This window comes from Nitrospira sp. Nam80 (assembly GCF_965152575.1).
Window position 1 is genome coordinate 4,583,669 of record NZ_OZ224216.1, and the last position, 22,377, is coordinate 4,606,045.

Annotated in this window: 19 protein-coding genes and 1 tRNA gene; 14 read left to right on the top strand and 6 right to left on the bottom strand. The window is 57.2% G+C overall.

Annotated features, from left to right (window positions below):
• Positions 1-87: 87 nt before the first annotated feature.
• The 4 genes from nagZ to ACWGXE_RS21550 all read right to left on the bottom strand — a co-directional run bounded on the left by nagZ (position 88) and on the right by ACWGXE_RS21550 (position 4,205).
• Positions 88-1,200, bottom strand: a complete 1,113-nt coding sequence (gene nagZ, locus ACWGXE_RS21535) for a beta-N-acetylhexosaminidase (protein ID WP_447600189.1) — start codon at positions 1,198-1,200, stop codon at positions 88-90.
• A 101-nt stretch (positions 1,201-1,301) separates the two neighbouring features.
• On the bottom strand, positions 1,302-2,822 hold the full coding sequence (locus tag ACWGXE_RS21540) for a leucyl aminopeptidase (RefSeq protein WP_447600190.1): 1,521 nt from the start codon (positions 2,820-2,822) through the stop codon (positions 1,302-1,304).
• A 47-nt stretch (positions 2,823-2,869) separates the two neighbouring features.
• Positions 2,870-3,532, bottom strand: a complete 663-nt coding sequence (queE, locus tag ACWGXE_RS21545) for a 7-carboxy-7-deazaguanine synthase QueE (protein WP_447600191.1) — start codon at positions 3,530-3,532, stop codon at positions 2,870-2,872.
• Position 3,533: 1 nt separating this feature from the next.
• Positions 3,534-4,205, bottom strand: coding sequence for an HAD family hydrolase (locus ACWGXE_RS21550; protein ID WP_447600192.1), 672 nt, complete (start codon positions 4,203-4,205; stop codon positions 3,534-3,536).
• 247 nt (positions 4,206-4,452) lie between these two features.
• Here ACWGXE_RS21550 and ACWGXE_RS21555 point away from each other — a divergent pair.
• The 5 genes from ACWGXE_RS21555 to ACWGXE_RS21575 all read left to right on the top strand — a co-directional run bounded on the left by ACWGXE_RS21555 (position 4,453) and on the right by ACWGXE_RS21575 (position 8,913).
• Positions 4,453-4,536 (top strand) — tRNA-Leu (locus tag ACWGXE_RS21555).
• A gap of 199 nt (positions 4,537-4,735) precedes the next feature.
• Positions 4,736-7,033 (top strand): PAS domain S-box protein, encoded by a 2,298-nt coding sequence (locus ACWGXE_RS21560; protein ID WP_447600193.1) that lies wholly within the window; start codon positions 4,736-4,738, stop codon positions 7,031-7,033.
• Positions 7,020-7,682, top strand: a complete 663-nt coding sequence (locus tag ACWGXE_RS21565; protein ID WP_447600194.1) for a response regulator transcription factor — start codon at positions 7,020-7,022, stop codon at positions 7,680-7,682. The genes ACWGXE_RS21560 and ACWGXE_RS21565 overlap by 14 nt, the downstream gene beginning before the upstream one ends.
• A 335-nt stretch (positions 7,683-8,017) precedes the next feature.
• Positions 8,018-8,389, top strand: a complete 372-nt coding sequence (locus tag ACWGXE_RS21570) for a response regulator (protein WP_447600195.1) — start codon at positions 8,018-8,020, stop codon at positions 8,387-8,389.
• A gap of 83 nt (positions 8,390-8,472) precedes the next feature.
• Complete coding sequence (locus tag ACWGXE_RS21575) at positions 8,473-8,913, top strand: hypothetical protein (RefSeq protein ID WP_447600196.1); 441 nt, start codon at positions 8,473-8,475, stop codon at positions 8,911-8,913.
• On the opposite strand, the gene priA is transcribed toward ACWGXE_RS21575, so the two are convergent.
• Both priA and ACWGXE_RS21585 read right to left on the bottom strand, forming a co-directional pair.
• On the bottom strand, positions 8,908-11,214 hold the full coding sequence (gene priA, locus ACWGXE_RS21580; RefSeq protein ID WP_447600197.1) for a replication restart helicase PriA: 2,307 nt from the start codon (positions 11,212-11,214) through the stop codon (positions 8,908-8,910). The two genes, ACWGXE_RS21575 and priA, sit on opposite strands and share 6 nt — an antisense overlap.
• Positions 11,215-11,354: 140 nt before the next feature.
• The gene (locus ACWGXE_RS21585) at positions 11,355-12,869 is read right to left on the bottom strand and encodes an OmpA family protein (protein ID WP_447600198.1); all 1,515 of its coding nucleotides are present in this window, start codon (positions 12,867-12,869) and stop codon (positions 11,355-11,357) included.
• Positions 12,870-13,373: 504 nt separating this feature from the next.
• Here ACWGXE_RS21585 and ACWGXE_RS21590 point away from each other — a divergent pair.
• The 9 genes from ACWGXE_RS21590 to nuoL all read left to right on the top strand — a co-directional run bounded on the left by ACWGXE_RS21590 (position 13,374) and on the right by nuoL (position 22,355).
• Positions 13,374-13,757 (top strand): NADH-quinone oxidoreductase subunit A, encoded by a 384-nt coding sequence (locus ACWGXE_RS21590; protein WP_447600199.1) that lies wholly within the window; start codon positions 13,374-13,376, stop codon positions 13,755-13,757.
• On the top strand, positions 13,748-14,281 hold the full coding sequence (locus ACWGXE_RS21595; protein ID WP_447600200.1) for an NADH-quinone oxidoreductase subunit B: 534 nt from the start codon (positions 13,748-13,750) through the stop codon (positions 14,279-14,281). Before ACWGXE_RS21590 ends, ACWGXE_RS21595 begins: the two co-directional genes overlap by 10 nt.
• Positions 14,282-14,293: 12 nt before the next feature.
• The gene (locus ACWGXE_RS21600) at positions 14,294-14,791 is read left to right on the top strand and encodes an NADH-quinone oxidoreductase subunit C (RefSeq protein WP_447600201.1); all 498 of its coding nucleotides are present in this window, start codon (positions 14,294-14,296) and stop codon (positions 14,789-14,791) included.
• A 137-nt stretch (positions 14,792-14,928) separates the two neighbouring features.
• On the top strand, positions 14,929-16,071 hold the full coding sequence (gene nuoD, locus ACWGXE_RS21605) for an NADH dehydrogenase (quinone) subunit D (RefSeq protein WP_447603823.1): 1,143 nt from the start codon (positions 14,929-14,931) through the stop codon (positions 16,069-16,071).
• A 97-nt stretch (positions 16,072-16,168) separates the two neighbouring features.
• Complete coding sequence (locus ACWGXE_RS21610; RefSeq protein WP_447600202.1) at positions 16,169-18,874, top strand: molybdopterin-dependent oxidoreductase; 2,706 nt, start codon at positions 16,169-16,171, stop codon at positions 18,872-18,874.
• A gap of 48 nt (positions 18,875-18,922) precedes the next feature.
• Positions 18,923-19,510: an NADH-quinone oxidoreductase subunit NuoI gene (nuoI, locus tag ACWGXE_RS21615; RefSeq protein WP_447600203.1), complete on the top strand. Its 588-nt coding sequence runs from the start codon at positions 18,923-18,925 to the stop codon at positions 19,508-19,510.
• A 10-nt stretch (positions 19,511-19,520) separates the two neighbouring features.
• On the top strand, positions 19,521-20,045 hold the full coding sequence (locus tag ACWGXE_RS21620) for an NADH-quinone oxidoreductase subunit J family protein (RefSeq protein ID WP_447600204.1): 525 nt from the start codon (positions 19,521-19,523) through the stop codon (positions 20,043-20,045).
• On the top strand, positions 20,042-20,344 hold the full coding sequence (gene nuoK / locus ACWGXE_RS21625; protein WP_447600205.1) for an NADH-quinone oxidoreductase subunit NuoK: 303 nt from the start codon (positions 20,042-20,044) through the stop codon (positions 20,342-20,344). Before ACWGXE_RS21620 ends, nuoK begins: the two co-directional genes overlap by 4 nt.
• Position 20,345: 1 nt before the next feature.
• The gene (gene nuoL, locus ACWGXE_RS21630; protein WP_447600206.1) at positions 20,346-22,355 is read left to right on the top strand and encodes an NADH-quinone oxidoreductase subunit L; all 2,010 of its coding nucleotides are present in this window, start codon (positions 20,346-20,348) and stop codon (positions 22,353-22,355) included.
• Positions 22,356-22,377 lie beyond the last annotated feature (22 nt).

Sequence of the window (22,377 nt, forward strand, 5' to 3'; positions counted from 1 at the left end):
TCGGATGTTAGTGAATCAGATTGTGGAACGGAATGTCCAGGAATTTTCAAAGGCCGCGGGACGGTGAGGGGTCGAACAACTCGTTCGCTAGGACGCAACCGGAAAAGACAGCTGTGCTAACCGGTCACGCGTTCTGAGCAACGACTCAAGCAGCGCTCGATGCGTGCGACACCCCACCGTCAGTCGCGCATCGGAAATCGTCACCGGTTTGTACGGCCGCACAAAGCGCGCCTTGAGTCCGGCAACGCGCGCCAACGAAGTTTCCAGCCTGGCAGAAGAGATTCGCCCCTCCTTGACGGCGTTTTCGATGGCATGGATGGCCGCGACTTCCCGCTCCCGGTCCTTGCAGATCAACAGGACATCGCACCCGGCCAAGAAGGCCTGTACCGAAGCTTCACCAATGCCGTAATGATCGATGATTGCATGCATCTCCAAATCATCCGTCAACACGACGCCGTCATACTTCAATTGCTCCCGGAGTATGGATTGAATAATGGCCGGAGACAGGGTGGCGGGTCGCTGGTCATCCAGGGCATCATAACGGACGTGCGCAGTCATGAGTGTGGCGACCCCATGTTGAACGGCGTGTTCGAACGGCCGCCATTCGACCTCCCGCAGGCGCTGAATCGACGCCGTCACCACCGGAAGCTCTTTATGCGAATCGGTGGCGGTATCTCCGTGCCCGGGAAAATGCTTCCCACAGGCCACGACCCGATTATCTTGCAATCCGGCCACGGTCGCCTGTCCCATTTCACACACAATTTCAGGCACCGAGCCGAAGGCCCGATCGCCGATAACGGGATTGTCTGGATTGCTGTTCACGTCCAGCACCGGCGCCATGTTCATATTGACGCCCACGCACCGCAGCTCCGCCGCGACCACCGAGGCCGCGGCATAGGCGAGCTCGTAGGAATTGCAGCGACCCAACGCTTCACCGGGCGGAAAAATTGTAAACTCCTTCGGCAACCGGGATACGCGTCCCCCCTCCTGATCGATTGAGACGAGCAACGGAGAATGAGAAGACAGCTTCTGGAGTTGATTCGTGAGCTCGACGATTTGCCCGAGGGATTCCAGGTTGCGGCTGAACAGGATCACGCCGCCCGGTTTGTATTCTTCGATGAATGTCGCCAGTTCCTTGGATATCGACGAACCCAGAAACCCGACCATGAAGAGCTGCCCGATCTGCTCGCGTACCGTCATAAGAGGGAAATCCCGATTAGAGAGAACCGCTGCCACGCTCCATGGACGCATGGAACCGCGAATCAGTCTTACGCCCGTCCGACCACATGACCATTGTGGCGTTAATGCGAGGTTCGATCGATCAGATATTGAATCAGCAATCGCGTCCCGATCCCGGTCGGCCCCTTCGGAATATAGGCGCGCTCCCGTTCGCTCCAATCCGTGCTCGCGATATCCAGATGGATCCAGGGACAATCCCCGACAAACTTGCTGAGAAACAGCGCCGCTGTGATCATGCCTCCGCCCCGCCCGCCGATGTTCCGCATGTCGGCCACGTCGCTGCGCAATTGCTCAAAATACTCATCCCAGAGCGGCATTTCCCAGACGCGCTCTCCGGCCCGTAACCCCGCCTTCCGCACCTGATCTTTAAGCCGATCATTATTCCCGAACATCCCGATGGCGAATTGACCAAGCGCCACCACACAGGCTCCCGTTAAGGTCGCGATGTCGATCAGCGCGGCAGGTTGGAACCGAGTTGCATACGCCAACCCGTCCGACAGAATCAGCCTCCCCTCCGCATCGGTATTCTGCACCTCAACCGTCTTGCCGGACAGCGTTTTCACAATATCCCCGGGTTTCATGGCCCGCCCGCCCGGCATGTTTTCGGCTACGGGGAGAATCCCGATCACATAGAGCGGAAGCTTCAGGCGGGCCGCCGCGCGTACGGAAGCCAGCACCTCGGCGCCCCCCGTCATGTCCGCCTTCATCTGTTCCATGTTCTCGGAAGGCTTGAGCGAGATGCCTCCCGTATCAAACGTGATCGTCTTTCCAACCAGGACAATCGGTTGCAGCGTTTTCTTGGCCCGCTCCCCCTTGTATTCCAAGATGATGAACTTCGGCGGTTCATGACTGCCCCGCGCCACCCCGAGCAAGGCGCCCATTCCGAGTTGTTCCATGTCCTTCTGCTCAAGAATCTTCAGCGTTACCCCTGATTCCTTGGCGATGCCTTTCGCTTCGCCGGCAATCCTGGTCGGCGTCATGACATTCGAGGGATGGTTGCAGAGATCCCGGACGAACACCGCCGCCTCGGCCGCTGCGGTTCCGCGACGAATTCCCTCGACGAGCTGCCTCATGTATTGTCGCTGGGCGCAATACAGGGTCAGCCTTTCAAGATCCGGAGGCTTTGATCCGTTGTCGCTCCGATATTCAGTAAAGTGATAAGCCCCGAGGATCGCGCCCTCCGCGATGGCCTGGGCGATATCCAAGGGAGCAGCGCCGCGGGGGGAGACGGGCGGCATCGCCACGCCGAACGACGTCACCTTGGCTTGACGCACTCGCTTGGCGGCAACCCCCATCGCTTGCCGGAAGGAGTCCAACCGCAATTCTTGTTTCTGCCCCAAGCCGACAAGCAGCACCCGCTTGGCGGCACATTTGCCTTGGGTATGCACAAGAAACAGCTCATTCGGCTTGCCTTCGAACTCTCCCTGATCGAGCGCGGCAACAAGCTGCCCGCCCAGCGACTTATTGATCGAAGCGGCTTCGTCTTTAAGATGTTTGTCTCCCTCGCAATGCAACAGCACGAGGAGCTCCAGCGGTTCTTCGTCACTCCGACCCTGCTTCACCTCTATCTGCATTACTTTCATGCGCTCTCCTTTGATGGCCGGCTGGGCTGAAGATCGCCTGGTGCGGTTCACACACCCCGCATGTCGGGCGACCAGATGATTTTATGGAGCTGGAGTTGGAATCGGACATGGAGCCGATCGGCAAGCAGCCATTCGGCCAGGCATCGCGGATCGAGTTCACCGAACACCGGGCTGAAGAGGACATGGCAGCGGGCAGTCAGGTCATGTCGGCGGACCAATGCACGGGCCCATTCATAATCGGCGCGGTCCTTCACGACGAATTTGGCCTCATCCTGAAATGACAGTTGTGAAATGTTGGCCCACAACATCCGATCAGTCATCCCGCTGCCGGGGCATTTGATGTCCATGATCACGCGCGCACGTCGGTCCACCGGCGCAATATCAATCGCGCCGCTGGTTTCGATCAGGACCTCGAATCCTTCCCCGCACAGCCGCTCGATCAGCGGAAGTGCGGCGGGCTGATGCAACGGCTCTCCTCCTGTGATCTCGATCAGCGGGCAACCGTACGCTTTCACTCGCGCCGTTACCTCATCAATCGTCATGTCGTCGCCTCCGTGGAACGCGTACTCGGTATCACACCACGTGCAGCGTAAAGGACAGCCGGTCAGCCGGACGAACACGCAGGGCCGCCCCGCGTGGGTGGACTCACCCTGAATACTGAAAAAAATCTCTGTGACACGTACTCGAGGAGTCGGCATCGGATCAAACATGCTAGTTCCAGCGGACCACCGGCCATCGATGGCGGCGGGCGATCCCTCGCATCCCTCGGATGGGGTTGATGACGAGGGGGTGACCCACCAGCCGCAAAACCTCTACATCGCCCGGACTATCACCATAGGCATAGCACGAGCCAAGGTCCAAGCCGCTGTGCAGAGCAAGCTCGCTGATCAGCAGGCGTTTTCCTTCGCCATAGGGAAGGGGCGGCACCAGATCCCCGGTGTAGCGGCCGTTGAGCCGTTCTGGCTTGGCGGCAAGGACTCTGTCGATGCCCAGCCATTGAGCGAGGGGGGCAATGAGGAAATCCAAACTTCCGGTCACCAGAATAATATGATGACCCGCCCGGCGATGCTGATCCATCCGGGCAAGTCCCATCGAGGAAAGTCCGGGACACAGCACCTGCCGGCAGAATTCATCCGCCAGAGGTTCAATATCGCGGGGTCGTTTTCCTCGAAGATAGAGTTTGCGTTCACGCAGGGGCTGCAGCGAGGCTCCCGTGAGGTGGCTCGCCAACTCAAAGATACTTGTATAGACTTCCCGCCATCCGACCAAGCCTTGGCGCCAAAGATACCGAAAAAACCGAAGTTCACTGGCTTGACCCGGCAACAAGGTGTTATCGAAGTCAAAAAATGCCGCGACGTTTGAGCTCGTGCAGATCTTGGACATGTTCTCCGGAGTACCAGGCGCGATAAGAGATTCCGCTTTCCCGCAGGCTACCATCAGAATTGTTCACGGACTGCGGGTCGGACGGCAGTGAATTCTACCGGACAACTAGTTGATTGACAAGCATTTTAGGCCACTCCTATAATGCATTGCTTTTCCCTCGACGCTTAAAATACGGAGGCTGCCCCTCTCACCGTCATTCACTCAGCGATGAGAAAAATAGCCGGCAGCTTCAGCATCCGGTTAGCGTGCCGAAGTGGTGGAATGGCAGACACGCACGTTTGAGGGGCGTGTGGCGCAAGCCGTGCGGGTTCAAGTCCCGCCTTCGGCACCAAATCTCTCAGTCTACACTTTTCTGCGGCGTATAACTCTTGATACGAAATCAGGTTCGCCACACACCCCCCAACCAGCCGCTGATCCCTCCTGCCACGGACAGACATTAGAGCATGCAATTCATGGTCGGCTGGTTCAGTGCTCAGCAATGCCCTTCTATTGGCATCATGATGAGTTCACCACTGTGACGACGATGACCCATGAGCGAGCGCGACACCTGTAATGAACTGGAATTATTACGGGCCAAAGTGGTGGCTCTTGAACGGGCCCTGATCGATCGCGAGCGCACAGCCGGCAGCGAAAACCTCACCGACCGGAGCGCCATCGAGGAGCAAGCGCACCTCTTTCGGACGTTGATGGATCATTCCAGCGACGCGGTTTTCATGTGCGATCCACGCACCGGGCGCTTTATGGATGTCAATGCGTCCGCCTGCAGGCACTTGGGGTATGGGCGGGAAGAATTGTTGCGCCTTTGCATAGCGGACATCGAACAAATCCTTCCGAACAGAACCTCTTGTTCCGATGTCGTGGCGGCGCTGAAACACACGGGATTTCGCACCGTCAGGGGATGGTACCGGCGCAAGGACGGTTCACTTTTCCCCGTGGAGGTGAACGCCGGATTCGGCGCCCTGGGACGAGGCGATGTGATCGTCGCTATCGCGCGTGACATCAGCGATCGGGAGCGGGCGGAAGAGCAACTTCGTCAAAGCGAAGAACGGTTTAGAACTCTGATTCAATACTCCTCGGATATCATCACCATTCTCAATCCCGACGCCACGATCCGCTATGAGAGTCCCGCGTTCTATCGTCTCTTCGGCTATCGTGAAGAGGACGTATTGGGCATGAATGCGTTCCACTTCGTTCATCCAGACCATCGCGAGCGAACGATGGAGATTTTCCGCGAACGGCTACACACCCCGGGCCTGGCCGAACCAGTGGTGTTCGGGTTCCGCAAGGCCGACGGCGGATACCTGACGCTTGAAGTCGTCGGCAATAACCTCCTGCATGACCCGAATGTCCAGGGTATCGTGGTCAACTGCAGAGAAGTCACCGGCCGCATTCGCGCCGAGGAAGCCTTACGCGCCAGCGAAGCCAAGCTGAGGACGCTGGCAGACCATGCGCCGGTATCCATTTTCATGTCGGACCCGGGTTGCCACTGCGTGTACGTCAATCAACGCTGGTGCGATATGACGGGGTACTCCGCGGCGGAGGCCTATGGCAAGGGATGGCTCCGGACCCTGCCTCACGACCAACGGGTCCGTATCGAGCAGTATGGATTCGACGAGCAGCCGGACGCGACGCCGCCGCTTGAAAAAGAATACCGGTTTCTAACCAAAGGCGGATCCGTCCGGTGGGCCGAAGGCTCAACCGTCCCGCTTCGCAATGCCCGACAAGAGATCATCGGTTTCATCAGTACTTCCGCCGATATCACCGAGCGGCGCAAGGCGGAAGAGGAACTGCGGATGTCGCACGATTTCATCCGCCACATCATCGACACCAATCCGAATCTGATTTTCGCAAAAGATCGGGAGGGACGATTTACGCTCGTGAATAAAGCGGCGGCCGATTTTTATGGCACCACGGTGGACAATCTCATCGGAAAAACAGACGCCGATTTCAATGCGAATCCGGTCGAAGTGGCGGCTCTCCGGCGTCAAGACCTCGAAGTAATGGACACGCTGACCGAGCTCTTCATCTCCGAAGAGATCATTACCGACGCCGCGGGCAACCGGCACTGGCTGCAGACCGTCAAGCGCCCCTTGCTGGACGAAACCGGCCGCGCGTCACAGCTGCTCGGCGCTTCCACGGATATTACGGTTAGGAAAAAAGTGGAAGAAGCGCTGCGGCAGCGTGAACAAGATTTGCAAACCGCGCTCACGGAGCGGGAACGAATCAGCCAGGAACTGCACGACGGCCTGCTTCAATCTCTCTATGCCGTCGGCCTCGGGCTGGAAACCTGTCGATCACTGATCAAGCGGAATTCCAACCGGGCGGCCTTCACTTTGGAACAGGCCGTAAATCAATTGAACGCGGTCATGCGAGAAGTGCGGAACTTTATCGCCGGCCTCGATTCGGAATTGATCCAGGGGGGCGACCTGTGCGGCGCGCTGAGGACAGTGGTAGAATCGCTGGACGGTCCCCAGAAATTGCCGTTCCGTGTCGCGATCGACGAGCAGGCTGCACGGCATATCACCCGAGAGCAGGGTCTTCACGTGCTCAATGTGGTGCGGGAAGCCGTCAGCAACAGCCTTCGCCATGCCAAAGCCAGTCGCGGGACAATCAGCCTGCGACGCCTCAAACGCGTCATTCGCGTGACGGTCCGGGACAACGGCATCGGATTCAATCCGAAAGCGGTCACCGGCTTGGGATATGGACTGACGAATATGGCGGCGCGGGCGAAACGCGTGGGGGCGAAACTCCTTGTCGATTCGAAACCCAAACGCGGCACCAAAATTGTGTTCGATCTGCCGAAGGAACCCGAGCATGACCACCCTTAAGACCCGGGCGATCCGTCTCTTGCTGGTGGATGATCACGAGGTCGTGCGCGTCGGCCTACGCACTTTGCTCAGCGAACATCACGCGATCAAGGTTGTCGGAGAGGCCGAGACCATGGCCGAATCGATCCGGCAAGCGCTACGGTTGAAGCCCGATGTGGTACTCATGGATATTCGTTTGCCGGACGGCTCCGGGGTGGCGGCATGCCGCGACATCCTGGCGGCATGTCCCGCGACCCGTGTCCTCTTCCTTACCTCGTACGCAGACGACGACTCCGTGCTGGCCGCCGTCGTAGCGGGCGCCCAGGGGTATCTACTTAAAGAAATAGATTCCACCGCATTAATCGGCGCGATTGAGGCCGTGTCGGAAGGACGGTCTATTTTGGATCCCAGCGTGACCCAGCGTGCGTTGACCTGGCTCAAGGACTTCGGGAAAGGTGCCAAAAGCTCGTCCACCGAGGAGCCGCTTTCGCCGCAAGAAGAACGTGTCCTGGCCTTGGTGGCGGAAGGAAAAACCAATAAGGAAATCGCCGCCGGTCTTCGGCTTAGCGACAAGACGGTTAAAAACTATCTCGCCAACGTCTTCCAGAAGCTCCATTTGACGAGGCGGACTCAGGCCGCCGCTTTCTTCATCAAGCGCCGCCCATACTAAGTACTTTTTACAGGTCCATCGAGCCCTATTTTGCTAGGGCCAAAAACGCCGTCCTCCTGAACCGATCCTCACTAACATCGCATCGCTTAATTAGGGTAAGATCCCGATTTGCGGCCTTGGCGCGTCACATCAGCGAACGGAAATCGATGCCTTGAGCAGCTGTCCCGTCTTCCGATGCGCGGCATGCGTGACGGCCGAATATGCCAAATTGCTTGGCGGAGTGCCCGTTAGAGTCACCGAAGGCAGAGGCCAAAACAACGGCTGATCACCGCTGAAGATCACTCGCCGGGTGACCGTATCGTTCTACCGCGGGCGTGGGACCATGAAGGAGCGCTATGTCGTCAGTCTTGGTAGTCGATGATGAAGAAAGCGTTCGTCGTCTGATACGGGATACCTTGGGACAGGCCGGATATCAAGTCAGCGAAGCACGAGACGGAAAAGAGGGCTTGAGGCATTATCGTCAGGCTCCGGCTGACTTGGTAATCATGGATATTTTGATGCCGGATCAAGACGGCCTTGAGAGCATTCTGACGCTTCGACGGGAATTTCCGGCGGCCAAGATCATCGCGATTACCGGCGGAAGCGACATGATCGGCATCCTGAATTTTTTGGATGTTGCAAAAATGCTCGGCGCCCGGCGCACCCTACAAAAACCCTTCGACATCAAGCATCTGCTTGAGGCGGTCCAAGCGGAACTTCAGCCCTAAACTCCTTTTTTCCGCTTTCTTGACATTGTGCCGGCGCCCATTCCACACTGCGCCGGCTTGACCTACTGCGAGAACCTCGCACCATGTCTTCTTATGCCATCCAGATCAATATCGTCTTGGCGACCCTGGTGGTGTCCATTGGAGCCTGGCTTGTGTGGGGTCCCTTTCCAATCGTATGGAGTCTCGCGCTCGCCGGCGGCATTTTCTTGTTTCTTCTCTGGCGGGGCGAGACCATCGGGATGGTATGGGCCTGGGCTACATTCTTGTTGGGATCCGAGAGTTTAGCCTGGCCCATTACGATCATGGTCCAACTTCACTCGTCATCCGGCCAGCCGAACGACGAAGAGATGGGTCTGATCCTCAACGCGGTTCTGTTCGGGCTGTTTTCTTCCGTCTTTTGGATTTCGTTTGCTTTCGGCCTGTATAAGCGGGAGCAACGGGCTGCCGATCCAGCCTCGAGAAAAGACCATTCACCACCGGTCAACGAAAAAACTCGGTCTCGTCGAAAGACGCGGCGCTCATAGCATCGTCAGCGGATCCACATCGACACTGAATTTTATGCCTCCGGTCCGGGACAGACCTTCCGTCTCAGGAAGCGTTTGCCTGACCACCTGCAATACGTCCTGTTGCGACTCGGATCTGACGAGGAGCTGCCATCGATACCGCCCGCGCAAGCGGGGCACCGGAGCCGGCGCCGGTCCTAAAATTGTCACTGATGGGCCTTTGCCCGACCGACTTTCAGAGGTCATGGCGCATCGCAGCGCGGCGGCCCACCGTTCGGCGGCTGATTTGACATACCGCTCCGAGGTGCCCGACACATCGAGTCGTATGAGATGACTGAACGGCGGATACCCCAATGCTTTTCTGAATGCCAGCTCGACATTGTGGAACACCGAGGCATCATCACGGGCGATGGCCTGAATGGCATGATGATCAGGAAGATAGGTTTGAATAATGACCCGTCCCGTTCTATCCGTCCGCGAAAGGGCGACCGCGTCGTGAAGCGCATGATAGGTCTGCTCGGCAGAACGAAAATCCGGCAGATGCAGGCCTGCATCCGGGTAGAGCACCCCCACCAAAGCGGCGGGCGGCATGTCGCGGTGCAGAAAAAGCATTTGCGTGCCGATGAGGACGTCGATATCGCCGGTGCCGGCCAGCGTGAGAAGCGCATCGAGTTGCCCTTTTCGCCGCACAGTCTCGCTATCCATTCGTGCAATGCGGATATGCGGAAAATGCTGTCGCAACAACTCCTCTACCCGCTCGGTGCCGGCGCCAAGCGGCTCCAGCCTTGCCGCATGACAGGCCGGACACACGGCCGGCACCTCTATTCTGTGATCACAACAGTGGCACACCAACCGGCCCGTGTTCTTGTGAAACCGCAGCGCAAGACTACAGCCGGGACAGGATGGCGCCTGCCCGCAAGCCCGGCAGAGCAAGAGGGGAGCATACCCTTTCCGATTGAGATACAAAACAGTGAGCGACCGTTCGGCGAGAGCTGTCCGGATACCATCGATCATCGGAGGGCTCAAGAGTGTCCCCCCGGGAAACCCGCGCAGGTCAACGATTTCTACAGTGGCAGGCTGTCGATCGATCGGGATCGACCATAATGTGGCCTCCCCTGTCCCGACCGCGTGCACGCATTCCAAGGAGGGATGAGCAGAGGCCACGACCAGCATTGCCCCATCAAGCTGCGCCCGCATGCGGGCAACCTCCCGAGCATGGTAACGAGGAGCCTGCTCTTCCTTCAGAGCGGTATCGTCTTCTCCATCCACCCACACCAATCCCAGATCCTGTATGGGAGAAAAACCGGCTGACCGAGTCCCGACCACGACCGTCGCCTGGCCGGTGAGCATCGTGTGCCACACGAGAACTCGTTCCCGTTGAGGCAAGCTCGTATGATACACATGAACAGGGTCGATGCCCGATTGCCGCAATATCCCGCCGATATCCCGTGCGCGATTCACTTCTCCCGTGAGAATGAGCACCCGCCGCTTCCGATCAAGCGTCTCATGTACCGCCCGCACAAGAGCTCTCATACGGTCTTCAAAAGAAGCATGGAACAGCACCGTCTGCGGCTGTTCGGAATCCCAAATTCGGCGCAGATATGTCTCGAAAGATGTGAAAGATTCGTCGTGTTGATCTCCTTGCCTCCCCGTAGCGTCGAGTCTGCGGGGAAGAATCGATGAGGGATGATCCGCCGTATGCCGCCGCCCGCTCGTGCCGGCGGTTTCGCGCTCCACAATCAATTGACGCCGCATGAGAGCGGTCCGGGTGGAATCTGCAGGCTCTTCTCCTTCTATTTGTTTCAATGTCCGCCAGGCCAGACCTGACGCCCGCCGCGCCAGTCGCTCCAGCATCCCGAGCTCGGCGACCGTCAGGCCTTCAGGCGAGACAAGAGCCTGCCGCCCTTCAGGCGTGATGAACCATCTCGCTCGAGGCTTCGCCGCCGATTCAGGCGGCGGCGAAACGCATTTCATGCATAGCCCCCAGGGAGTGAGATACCGCTCGGAGAGCCAGCGTGAAAATTGAAGTTGCGCAGGAAAGAGATCAGAGCGATGTCCGGTCGCCAGCGACTGTATTTCCTTGAGGCGCTGCGCTCGAAGAGCGGATGGGAGGCGATGGTGAAGCGAAACCACGACGCCCGATACAGTAGAGGCTCCCAAGGGAACGATCACGCGCAGACCCACCGCCACGGTGCGTTGCAGTGCAGAGGGAATCAGATAGGTAAAGGTGCGACCGAGACCTCGCGGCACGACGACCTCGGCATAGAGCGGAGGAACTCCGCACCCCGATCCATAGTCAGCTGACTCCGCATATGCCGGCATGCCGCATTCTAACAATGTGGCCGACCGCCAACAACGATAATGGCACTCGTCGGAGATTTACGAGCCTGGGAGATCGCGGCCCGATAACAATGCTCTGATTAGAGAGAATGAGCGAGGAGAATAGGCGGAGGAACCTTTCGTCACTGCACCGGTGTCATTACGGGATGCCCGTCACTTTTGTCGTCACCAATCGGCTGAACAAGTTCTGCCTGACCGGATTGGTTTTCGGCCACCCCGCCTGCGGGGACGGGAACAAAAATCTTGGCCGGTTCCACCGTCGCTATGAATGGCTTCACCGGCATAGAAACGCTCGCCTCGCCGATCTCTTTTATGGATTCGGAGGCGCCAGTTGTATAGAGCACAATTTCGATGCGACGGTTACGTTTTCGGCCTTCCTCAGTCGCATTGCTGGCCACAGGCCTGGTCGATCCATAGCCGACCGCGGTTAACTTTGCCGAATCGAGCCCGCCCTTTTCCACCAGATGCCGCATGATGCCGGCAGCCCGCGCCCGTGATAAGTCCCAATTCGAGGCAAAGGAGGACTTGAGTGATGGGCCGATCTCCATGTTGTCGGCATGGCCTTCGACCCGCACCGGCTTATCGGAGGCGGCCGTTTTCAGGAAATCGGCAATTCGATCCAAAATGGGCAGACCAGCCGCTTTCACTTTGACCTCGCCGGACTCATATTCAAGCTGTTCCACCAACTCGTCCAAATCGATGCGAGTCCCTCCTTCAACGGGGACCATGCGAAGCTTCGGTTCCAGCTTTGCGGAGCTGGCAACAGCAGGCGCCAAAGTTTCGGCGCCTGCTACGACCGCGGAAGCGTCTTGTCCCTGGGATGGCCTTTGCCAGGAGCGTAGTTCATCGACCGCGCTGGAATCCCTATATCGCACCCGATCTCCGACGAGCACACGCGACGTCGATCTCGTAATGACGGCGGTGGCCGTCTCGTCTTCGGTGGACAGGATTTTGATTTCGGCTATCTTGCGACGCGGGAGTCCGCCTCCTGTCCGATCGACCTCAAACCGATCCCCCGGCCGGACCCCATGACCTCGCCCCCGATCCAGATACACCAGATTGCCTTGGCCGACCAACGACATGTTCTTGTCCGCCTGCAAATCTACGACCATCCCCTCATCGTCATTCGAGATCTGCGGATCGGCCGCCGTTTCATCGAGGACAGGCGGAACGAACCGCATGACTGAATCACCGGGCGAGAGGGGTGCATAGGACTGAACGATTTGGACCGTGGCTAGATCGTGATCAATTTGGGTCACTCGAACCACGGCCAGCCGGTTGACTATATATCCCATATAGTGCTTGGTCCGTGGATGAAAGACCTTTCGCGTTCTCCGATAGACCGTATACAAATCCCCCAAGGCCGGCTCATCAGGTCGATGGAGTTTTATATAAAGGACATCGGTGCCTCTCCAGCCTAGGATCATGCGATTTCCGGTTGTCTGATTATCCCCGGTGAGAAAGTTGACAATGCCGTCCTGAGGCACGGTCTGGCGTATGGATCCACCGGCAAACCGCAGAGCCGCTTCGCCGAGTTTGACGCTTTGAGCTTCCTGGGAGGCCGCGGTTTCGTGAGAGGCACCTATCAGCGCAACCATAAGGAGCAGAAGCCGGATCTGTCTATGTCGTCTGATCATAGTCGTTACACCCATGTGTTATGTCACAACCTTAGCAAACGACAAAGAGTTGTCAAGAAAGCCCGGCTTGACTCTCCTTTGAAAATCATCCCTTGCGACTGTTACACTAAGATCGATGCGCCAAGGTACAGGCGCCTGAATCAGATCCATGGATGCCAACAAAGATCATGGGTAAGACTCGGATCGACACACAGATTCGCCGCCGCAAAACAAACGCCGGTCCGACAGAACTGACATCGGAGTGGGACATTCAGGAAGGCGTCAGCAGGACACAGCTCAAGATGGCTCCGGACGCCATGGCTCCAAAGCAAACTCGACGAGCAGATCCTTCCAAGCCTTCTTCCTCTCACTGAATCGCTGCATCAGCACAATCTGTGAGACTCCAGGAATTCTAGGACTTTAGGGTCTCCGCAGCTAGGTCCTTTGTTCGCTTGCTATTACAAATGGGGGGGAACTAAGATTCGAAACTCCTTAGTCTCTCCATGCCTTTGAGGATCGTCGTTCATGGCGGGCGCAGAGCTTCTCTTGGAGTATCTGACCAGGTACTTTCCGGTCCTGGTATTCATTTTTGTTGCGCTGGGGTTCGGCGTCGTCACGCTACTCCTCAGCTATGTCGTACAGCCTAAATACCCGGAACCGGAAAAGTTGTCCACTTATGAGTGCGGCAGCGAGCCCTTTTCTGACGCCCGCATGCCGTTTCCGGTCCGGTACTACATCTTTGCGATGTTATTCGTGATTTTTGACGTAGAAATCATATTTTTGTATCCGTGGGCGGTCGTCTTCAACAAGATCGGGCTAATCGGACTATTGGAAATGATGATGTTCATCGCGCTTTTTCTGGTCGCCTACGCCTATGCGTGGCGCAAAGGGGCGTTGGAATGGGATTAATACAAATCGGGCGACAAGGCAAAGACGGTGCCCCCGATGTCATCACCACGACGGTGGAAAAAGCGGTGAACTGGGCCAGAAAGGGTTCCTTGTGGCCGATGACATTTGGCTTGGCGTGTTGCGCCATTGAAATGATCGCCGCGGTCTCGTCACGGTATGACATGGACCGGTACGGCGCGGGAGTCTTTCGCGCATCCCCTCGGCAATCTGATCTGATGATCGTGGCGGGGACGGTCTGCCGCCGGATGGCGCCCGTTATCCGTAAAATCTATGACCAAATGCCGGAACCGAAGTACGTCATCGCAATGGGATCCTGCGCAACTTCTGGGAATATCTACGACAGCTACAGCGTAGTTCAGGGAGTGGACCGATTCGTGCCCGTCGATATTTATGTGCCCGGTTGCCCGCCGACCCCTGAAGCGCTCTTTGACGGCATTCTCAAACTGCAAGAGCGGATCATGCAGAAGCGGGTGTTTGTCAAGCAGCCCAAGGAAGTCAGAGACGTTTTCAAGTCTAGGGTCTAAAGACGGCACTTCATGAATTTGCTGGCGAAGCGCATCCAAGAATCCTTCCCGGAGGGCTTTATTAAGTCCGTTGAATGGCGCGGCGACGTGGCCGTCACGGTGAAGCGGGAAGCGCTACATGACATTGCCGGTTTTCTGCATGATGATCCGGCCCTGGCGTTTGACTACATCGTTCATGTGAGCTCGGTCGATTGGCCCGATGAAGAAGAGCGCTTCGAAGTCGTCTATGAACTCTATTCGATTCGCAAGCGACATCGAATCCGTATCAAATGCCGCGTTCCTGAATCGGACTGCGTGGTCGATTCCCTGACCGATCTCTGGAAAGGATGCGACTTCATGGAACGCGAAGTCTACGACATGATGGGCATCCGCTTTCGCCGGCATCCTGATCTTCGGCGGATTTTGATGCCGGACGACTACGAAGAAGGGTACCCCCTGCGTAAGGACTTCCCGTTGCGCGGCAAAGGCTGGCGCGACACATTTGAATTCTTGGATGAACCGGCCAGATAAGGCATTGAACCCTGTAGAGGATAACTTCACGCATGACAGCCTTTGAAGATCAGCGGACGACAGTTTACAAGGTCGATCCCGATCATCCCGAAAGCGCCACACTGCCGACCCTGAGGACGGAAGAGCTGTTGCTCAACATGGGGCCACAGCATCCCAGCACTCACGGCGTATTGAAGGTGATCCTGGAACTCGAAGGGGAGCGACTGGTCAAATCCACACCTGTCATGGGGTTCCTTCACCGAGGCGTCGAAAAATTGGCGGAGGAGGGCACCTACCACCAGTTTATTCCTCATACGGACCGGCTGGATTATGTGTGCGCGATGTACAACAACTTCGCCTATTGCCGCGCGGTGGAAAAGTTAATGGACCTCACCGTCCCGGAACGGGCGGAATACCTCCGCACTATCGTCGCGGAAGTGCAGCGCATTATCGGCCATCAGTTCTGGCTCGGCACGCAAGCGCTCGACATTGGCGCGATGACGGTGTTCTTTTACTGTTTTCGAGATCGTGAAATTTTGCTCGATTGGTTTGACGAACTGTGCGGAGCCCGGCTGACGACGAGTTGGTATCGAATCGGAGGGGTCGAGCGGGATTTCACCCCCTCTCTCCTGGCCAAGCTGCGCCAGTTCCTGGATTATTTCCCTCCCAAGATCGACGAGTACGTCGTCTTTCTCGAAAAGAACCGCATTTGGCTGGCCCGGACAAAAGGCGTTGCCGTCATCTCGGCAGAAGACGCCTTGAGCTTCGGGCTCAGCGGCCCGACGTTACGGGGATCGGGGGTCGATTACGATTTGCGCAAGTACGAACCCTATGCGGCCTACCCGCGTTGCGAGTTCAGCGTCCCGGTAGGGAAAAACGGAGACACCTACGATCGATACTGGATCCGGGTGCAGGAACTCTACGAGAGCGTCAAAATCATCAAGCAGTGCTTGGAGCAGATGCAGGACGGGCCGATCATGGCGGACGTGCCGAGCGTCACGCTGCCTCCCAAAGAGCGCGTCTTCACAAACTTGGAATCGATGATCCAGCAGTTCAAGTTGTTCTCTCAGGGCTTTAATGCGCCGCCCGGTGAAATCTATTGCGGGACGGAAGCTCACAAAGGAGAACTCGGCTTCTATATCGTGAGTACGGGCGGCGGAAAACCCTATCGCCTGAAGATCCGGGCGCCCTCGTTCATTCACATGGGAGCGTTCGACCACATGTCTCGTGGGTACATGATCGCCGATGCCATCACCATTTTTGGAACGTACGATATTGTCATGGGAGAGTGCGACCGTTAAAGAATCGGTGAATTTGATGATCTGGCGATTTGGTGAAGTGTTCGGATCCGAATCAATCAGGAAATTATCACATCACTAAATCGTACTTGAGGCAACAATGGGACTGAAGCCAGCCACCAACCCGGACGTCGAAGCGGCAACCATCGAATTGTCCATCGACGGCAATCCGGTCACAGCCAAAGACGGTGTCTCGCTGTATGACGTGATCGCGAGCACGGGCAAAATCATCCCGGCCATGTGCTACCACTACACGTTTGATCCTTTCGGATCTTGCGGCATGTGCCTGGTCATGCAGGAGGGCAAAAAGGCTCCGGTTCGTTCATGCACCGCTAAAGCCGCCGCCGGCATGGTGATCCGAACGGAAGGCGAAGACTTGTTCCTCGCACGGAAGAAAGCCGTGGAGAAGCATTTATCCGTGCATCCGCTGGATTGCCCCGTCTGCGACGCCGACGGCCACTGCGAATTACAGGACATGGCTTTTTTGCACGGCGTGACGAACCTCGCCAACGCCAAGCAGAAATTCATTCCGGAGGACACGCGCAGTCTCGTACTCGACTTCAACATGAACCGGTGCATCGCCTGTGCCGAATGCATCAACGTCTGCAAGGACGTGCTGATGATCGACGCCCTTCAATTCATGAAGAAAGGCGGCTTCAACCAGGTCGTCGCCAAAGGCGACACGCCGCTCTCATGCGAATTCTGCGGCGATTGCCTCGCCGTCTGTCCTGTCGGCGCGATCACCAACAAGTATTCGAAGTATCTGTACAAGCCGTGGCAGATGAAAAAAACCATGACCACGTGCAACTACTGCGGCGACGGCTGCCAGATGTATCTGGAGACCAAAGACACGGAAGTTGTCCGCGTGACTTCGCCGCTGTCCTGGAAGAACAAATGGGGAGAACGGACCGACACCGCGAAGGGCCATGGCGGCATCTGTGTCCGCGGGCGGTTCGGCTTTCAATACATTGACAGCGACACCCGCCTGCGTCATCCCCTGATGCGCAAGGACAATCGGCTCGTGGAAACCCCGTGGATCGACACGATGAACGCCGTGGTCGACCGACTCAGCGACATCCATCGCAAGCATGGACCGGAATCCATCGCCGGCTTAATCACCGCCCGCTGCACCAATGAAGAATTGTATCTCTTCCAAAAGCTCATGCGAGCGGGTTTTCGCACCAATCAATTGGACAGCAGCGCGCGATACGGGCATATGAACTTTGTCCGAGCCGTCCGGCATGCGTTGGGAATCGGCCGTTCGCCGAATGATTGGGAAGACATCACGAAGGCCAAGGCGATTTTATTGATCGGCTCCAATCTGACCGAAACGAATCCGTTGACCTCCGTCCGGGTCAAGGAAGCAATCCGCGTCTACAAATCGCAGGTCCTGGTAGTGGATTCGGCAGTCACGAATATTGCGCAATTGGCCTCGCATCCGCTTCTTGTCAAGCCCGGTACGGAATCACTATTCATCGACGGACTGATCAAAGCGGTGCTCGATCAGGATTTGGTGGATGAAGAGGGCACGGCTCAACATCCGCAGGCCTTCGCCGCGCTGAAGCAAGCGATGGAAAAGATCTCGCTGGACCGGATTGCGGCTCACACCGGCGTGTCCGCGGAACAGATCCGGGAAGCCGCCGCCATCTTTGCCGAGGCTCCGCGATCGATCGCCCTCTGCGCCGAAGGCATCGTGCGGCGGCCGGACGGCTATCGCAATGTGCTCAAATTGATCGATCTAGCCTGGATTACCGGAAAGCTAGGCCGCCCCGGCTGCGGCGTCAATACCGTGACCGAAGAAATCAACGAGCAGGGCGCCGTCGACATGGGTGCAGCGCCGGAGTTTCTGCCCGGACAGGCGCGCTTTGGCGACCCCTCGGCAAGGCAACGATTCGAGCAGGCCTGGGATGTGACTCTGCCGGCCGCCGAGAGCGGCGCCAAACTGTTGGAAATTCTTGCGCGCTGCCGCCAAGGGCAGATTAAAGCCCTGTACATCATCGGAGAAAATCCGCTTGCCACGCTGCCCGCTTCCGTGGAGGTCAAGGCGGCGTTGGAAAAGTTGGCGCTTCTGATCGTACAGGATCCTTTCCTGACCGAGACAGCGCAACTCGCGCACTTTGTTCTCCCTGCGTCCACCTACGCGGAGAAAGACGGCACGTTTACGAACCTCGAGGGGAAAGTGTTGCGCGTCCGCCAGGCTCTTGACCCGATCGGCGAGAGTTTTCCTGATTGGCACATTATGACAGCCATGGCGAACGGGCTCGGATACCAGTGGTCGTATGAGTCCTCCCAAGACATTCAGAATGAAATCATGAAACTCGTCCCCGGTTATTACAATCTGGGACAACCGCGGAAATTGACGCCGGATCCCCGGGCGTATCTGTCCAACGGCTACGCCGCGGAAGTAGCCGGCCGGTACGGGAACGGATGGCAATCGGCTCAGGATCAGGATGGACGTCTCTTCTCGCTCGTGATCGGCCAAACTCTGTATCATTCCGGCAAACTCTCGACACGAGCCTCGGGATTGGTTCAGATCCAGCCGAATTCCGGCCGGCTCTGGATGAATCCCTCGGATATGGAGCGCCTTGGTCTGCTGGAATCATCCGTCATGCGCGTCTCGACACCGAAAGGATCGATCGAGATCAAGCCCAAGCCGGATCATGACGTGCTGCCCGGCTCCTGTTTTTATCCGGAGCACTTTATCGATCCTCCGCTGAAAGATCTGATGCCTCTTGAAGCAGACCCGATCACGGGAGTGGCCTATTTCAAATCCGGTCGCGTGCGTATTGAAAAGGTCGGATTGTAAGAGTAAGCTCGTGCGTCTTTTTTGTCTGAGCCAATTGTCGGAGTCTCCATGAGTGTCGCCGCTCTCACAAAACGAGTTCTGCAAGCCGCGCTCTTCTATGAGATTTGGGATGCGATGAAGGTCACGTTCAAGCATATGTTTCATCGCCCGATCACGTTCCAATATCCTCGCGAACAGCGCACGATCCCGGATACGCACCGCGGCGCGCTGGGACTCCTCCGCTATGAGGACGGCCGGGAACGGTGCGTCGGATGCGATTTGTGCGAGGCGGCCTGCCCGTCGCATTGCATTAAAGTCATCAGCCAGGAAGATAAAGACCGGCCGCTTCAGCGGTACGCCTCGGAGTTTTACATCGATATCACGAAATGCGTGTTTTGCGGCTATTGCGTCGAGGCCTGTCCGGTGAACGCGCTCGCCATGACAAAGATGTACGAGTATTCAACGCACGACAAACGATCCCTTCTCTTCGACAAGGCGCGTCTCTACGAGATCGGCGAGCGCCATCTCGAGGATGCGAAACGATATTTGTACGCCCATAACCAAGAGAAGAATTCCGAAGAGAGCCGGGAGTATCGTTATTACTTTCCCCAATCGGTACTCAAGCCTACACAAGAGCCGCCCAAGCATATAAGCTGAGCCGAATCCTATGGCGTTGCTGTTCTTTAGTTATTTTGCGGTGGTCAGTATTGTCGCCGGCGTGTTGACCGTCGCGATGAAGCATCCGGTCCACTGCGCTCTGGCGCTGCTGGCGCTGCTGTTGCACGTGTCCGGATTATTCATTTTGTTGAACGCGGAATTCTTGTGGGCCGTCCAGGTCATCGTCTATGTCGGCGCGATTCTGGTGCTGTATCTGTTCGTCCTCATGCTGTTGAATCTCAAGACCGACGAGCGGTATTTCCATGCACGGACTCCTTATCTCCTCGCTCCGGCCGTCCTCGGCACCCTGTATCTGCTCGCCTTCGTGGTGCGGTCCCCGATGAGCGGAGCCAAAGGGGACGCGACCGCGGCGGCCATTCTTCAGGATGGGAGTACTTCCGCCGTCGGCATCAAGATGTTCAGTGAATACCTCCTTCCCTTCGAAATCATCGGCGTCTTTTTGACGGGCGCTATCGTCGGAGCGATTGTGCTGGCCAAAACGCCGAAACCGCTGGAAGGCAAGCGGGAGTCATGATTCCCCTGTCCGCGTATATCGCCGTGAGCGCCGTACTCTTCGCCACCGGCCTCCTGGGAGTCCTGATCCGCAGAAATTTCATCATCGTATTGATGGCCGTCGAGATCATGCTCAACGCCGCGAATATCAATCTGGTCGCCTTCTCCCATTACCTGGAATCGATGGCCGGTCAAATTGTCGCCCTGTTCATTATCGCCATCGCCGCCGGTGAAGCGGCGATCGGATTGGCGATCATCATTGTAGTATTCCGTGGAAAAATCTCGACGAATGTCGACGAGATGAACTTGTTGAAGTGGTAACGTGTCCGATTCGATCGATCTGATTGTCAAGCTGATCCCGCTGTTCCCGCTGATCGCCGTCATTGTGAACGGCCTCTTCGGACATCGGTACTCACAGGATCTGGCCCATCGATTGGCCTGGGGCTCGGTCCTCCTTTCCTTTTTCTGCGCCCTCACGGTGTTCGCCGATACGCTCAAGACAGGGGCCGCACGGGAAATCGTCGTCTACAAGTGGATCTTCGGCGGAGATCTAACCATCAACCTTGCCTTCCTCATCGATCCGCTCACGTGCATTATGCTGCTGGTGGTGACCGGCGTCGGCTTTCTGATTCACGTGTACTCGGTCGGCTACATGCACGGCGAATCGGGCTTTACGCGCTTCTTCACCTATATGAATTTGTTCATGGTGTCGATGTTGCTCCTTGTGATGGGGAACAACTATGTCGTCCTGTTCATCGGCTGGGAAGGGGTCGGACTCTGCTCCTATTTGCTGATCGGATACTACTACGATCGGGTTTCGGCCGCCAAGGCTGCGACCAAAGCGTTCGTCGTGAACCGGATCGGCGACGCCGGCTTTCTGCTCGCCATCTTTCTGGTATTCGTGAATTTTCGCACGCTCGACTATACGCAGGTCTTTTCCCAGGCCGCCCAACTATCCCCGGAGATGGCCACGGCGATCGCGCTCTGCCTCCTCATAGGCGCGGTCGGCAAGTCGGCCCAGATCCCACTCTACACGTGGTTGCCCGACGCCATGGAAGGTCCCACGCCGGTCAGCGCCTTGATCCATGCCGCCACGATGGTCACGGCCGGGGTCTATATGATTGTCCGCAACCACGCTATTTATGATCTGGCACCGATGGCCATGACCACCGTCGCCTGGATCGGCGGGGCCACCGCGTTGTTCGCCGCCACCATCGGCCTCGTGCAAACCGACATTAAGCGTGTCCTGGCCTACTCGACGGTCAGTCAATTGGGCTATATGTTTCTCGGCTGCGGCGTCGGAGCTTATGCCGCCGCCATTTTCCATTTGATGACGCACGCGTTTTTCAAGGCGCTGTTGTTCTTGTCGGCGGGATCGGTGATTCATGCCTTGTCCGGGGAGCAAGACATCCGGAAGATGGGCGGACTCAGTAAAAAGATTCCTTGGACCCACGCGGTCTTCCTGATCGGCACCATCGCCATTGCCGGAATCCCTCCGCTGGCCGGTTTCTGGAGCAAAGATGAGATCATGGGCCATGCCTTCACCCATCATTATTATGCGCTCTACGGCATGGCCGCGTTGGGCGCGTTTCTCACTTCGTTCTATATGTTCCGGCTGACCTATTTGACGTTCTACGGTCCGTCCCGCGTTGATCATCACACGACCCACCATATCCATGAATCGCCCATGATCATGATCGGTCCGTTGATCGTCCTGGCCGCCCTTTCGGTGATCGGCGGAGTGCCGGGCATTCCGCCTGAGAACGGATGGTTTCACCATTTTCTTGAGCCCGTGATCGGCGCGCCCGGCGGGGAACATGCTGCGAGCACCGGACTCATTATCGGCCTCATGGTCATCGCCACAGCCATTGCCGTGATCGGGTGGGGAGTCGCCCATTATTTCTACTCCATCCAGCCGCGCGTTCCGGATGCTCTCGCCGCTCGGATGCCGGGGTTCTATGCGACCTTGCTCAATAAATATTATGTCGATGAACTGTACGATACCCTGTTTGTCGAACCGACGAAACGCCTTGGGATGGCGTTGGATTGGTTTGACCGCACCGTAATCGACGGGATCGTGCGGGCTGTCGGGCAAGGCGCCGAACTGGGGTCCGCCGCCAGCACCTGGGTCGAAAAGCATGTCATTTACGCGTTCCTGAATGTCGTCGGATATGCCAACCACTTGTTGGCACGATCGTGGCGGCGCTTGCAAAGCGGCATGGTCCACCACTACGCCGCCATCATCGTGGCGGGTCTTTTTATTCTTGTCCACTTGGTGCTGTTGTGGTGGACCGGCTCAGGGACCGGGACCAAGACGTATTCATTACGCTAGGAGAAGTCCGCAGAAAGTCGAT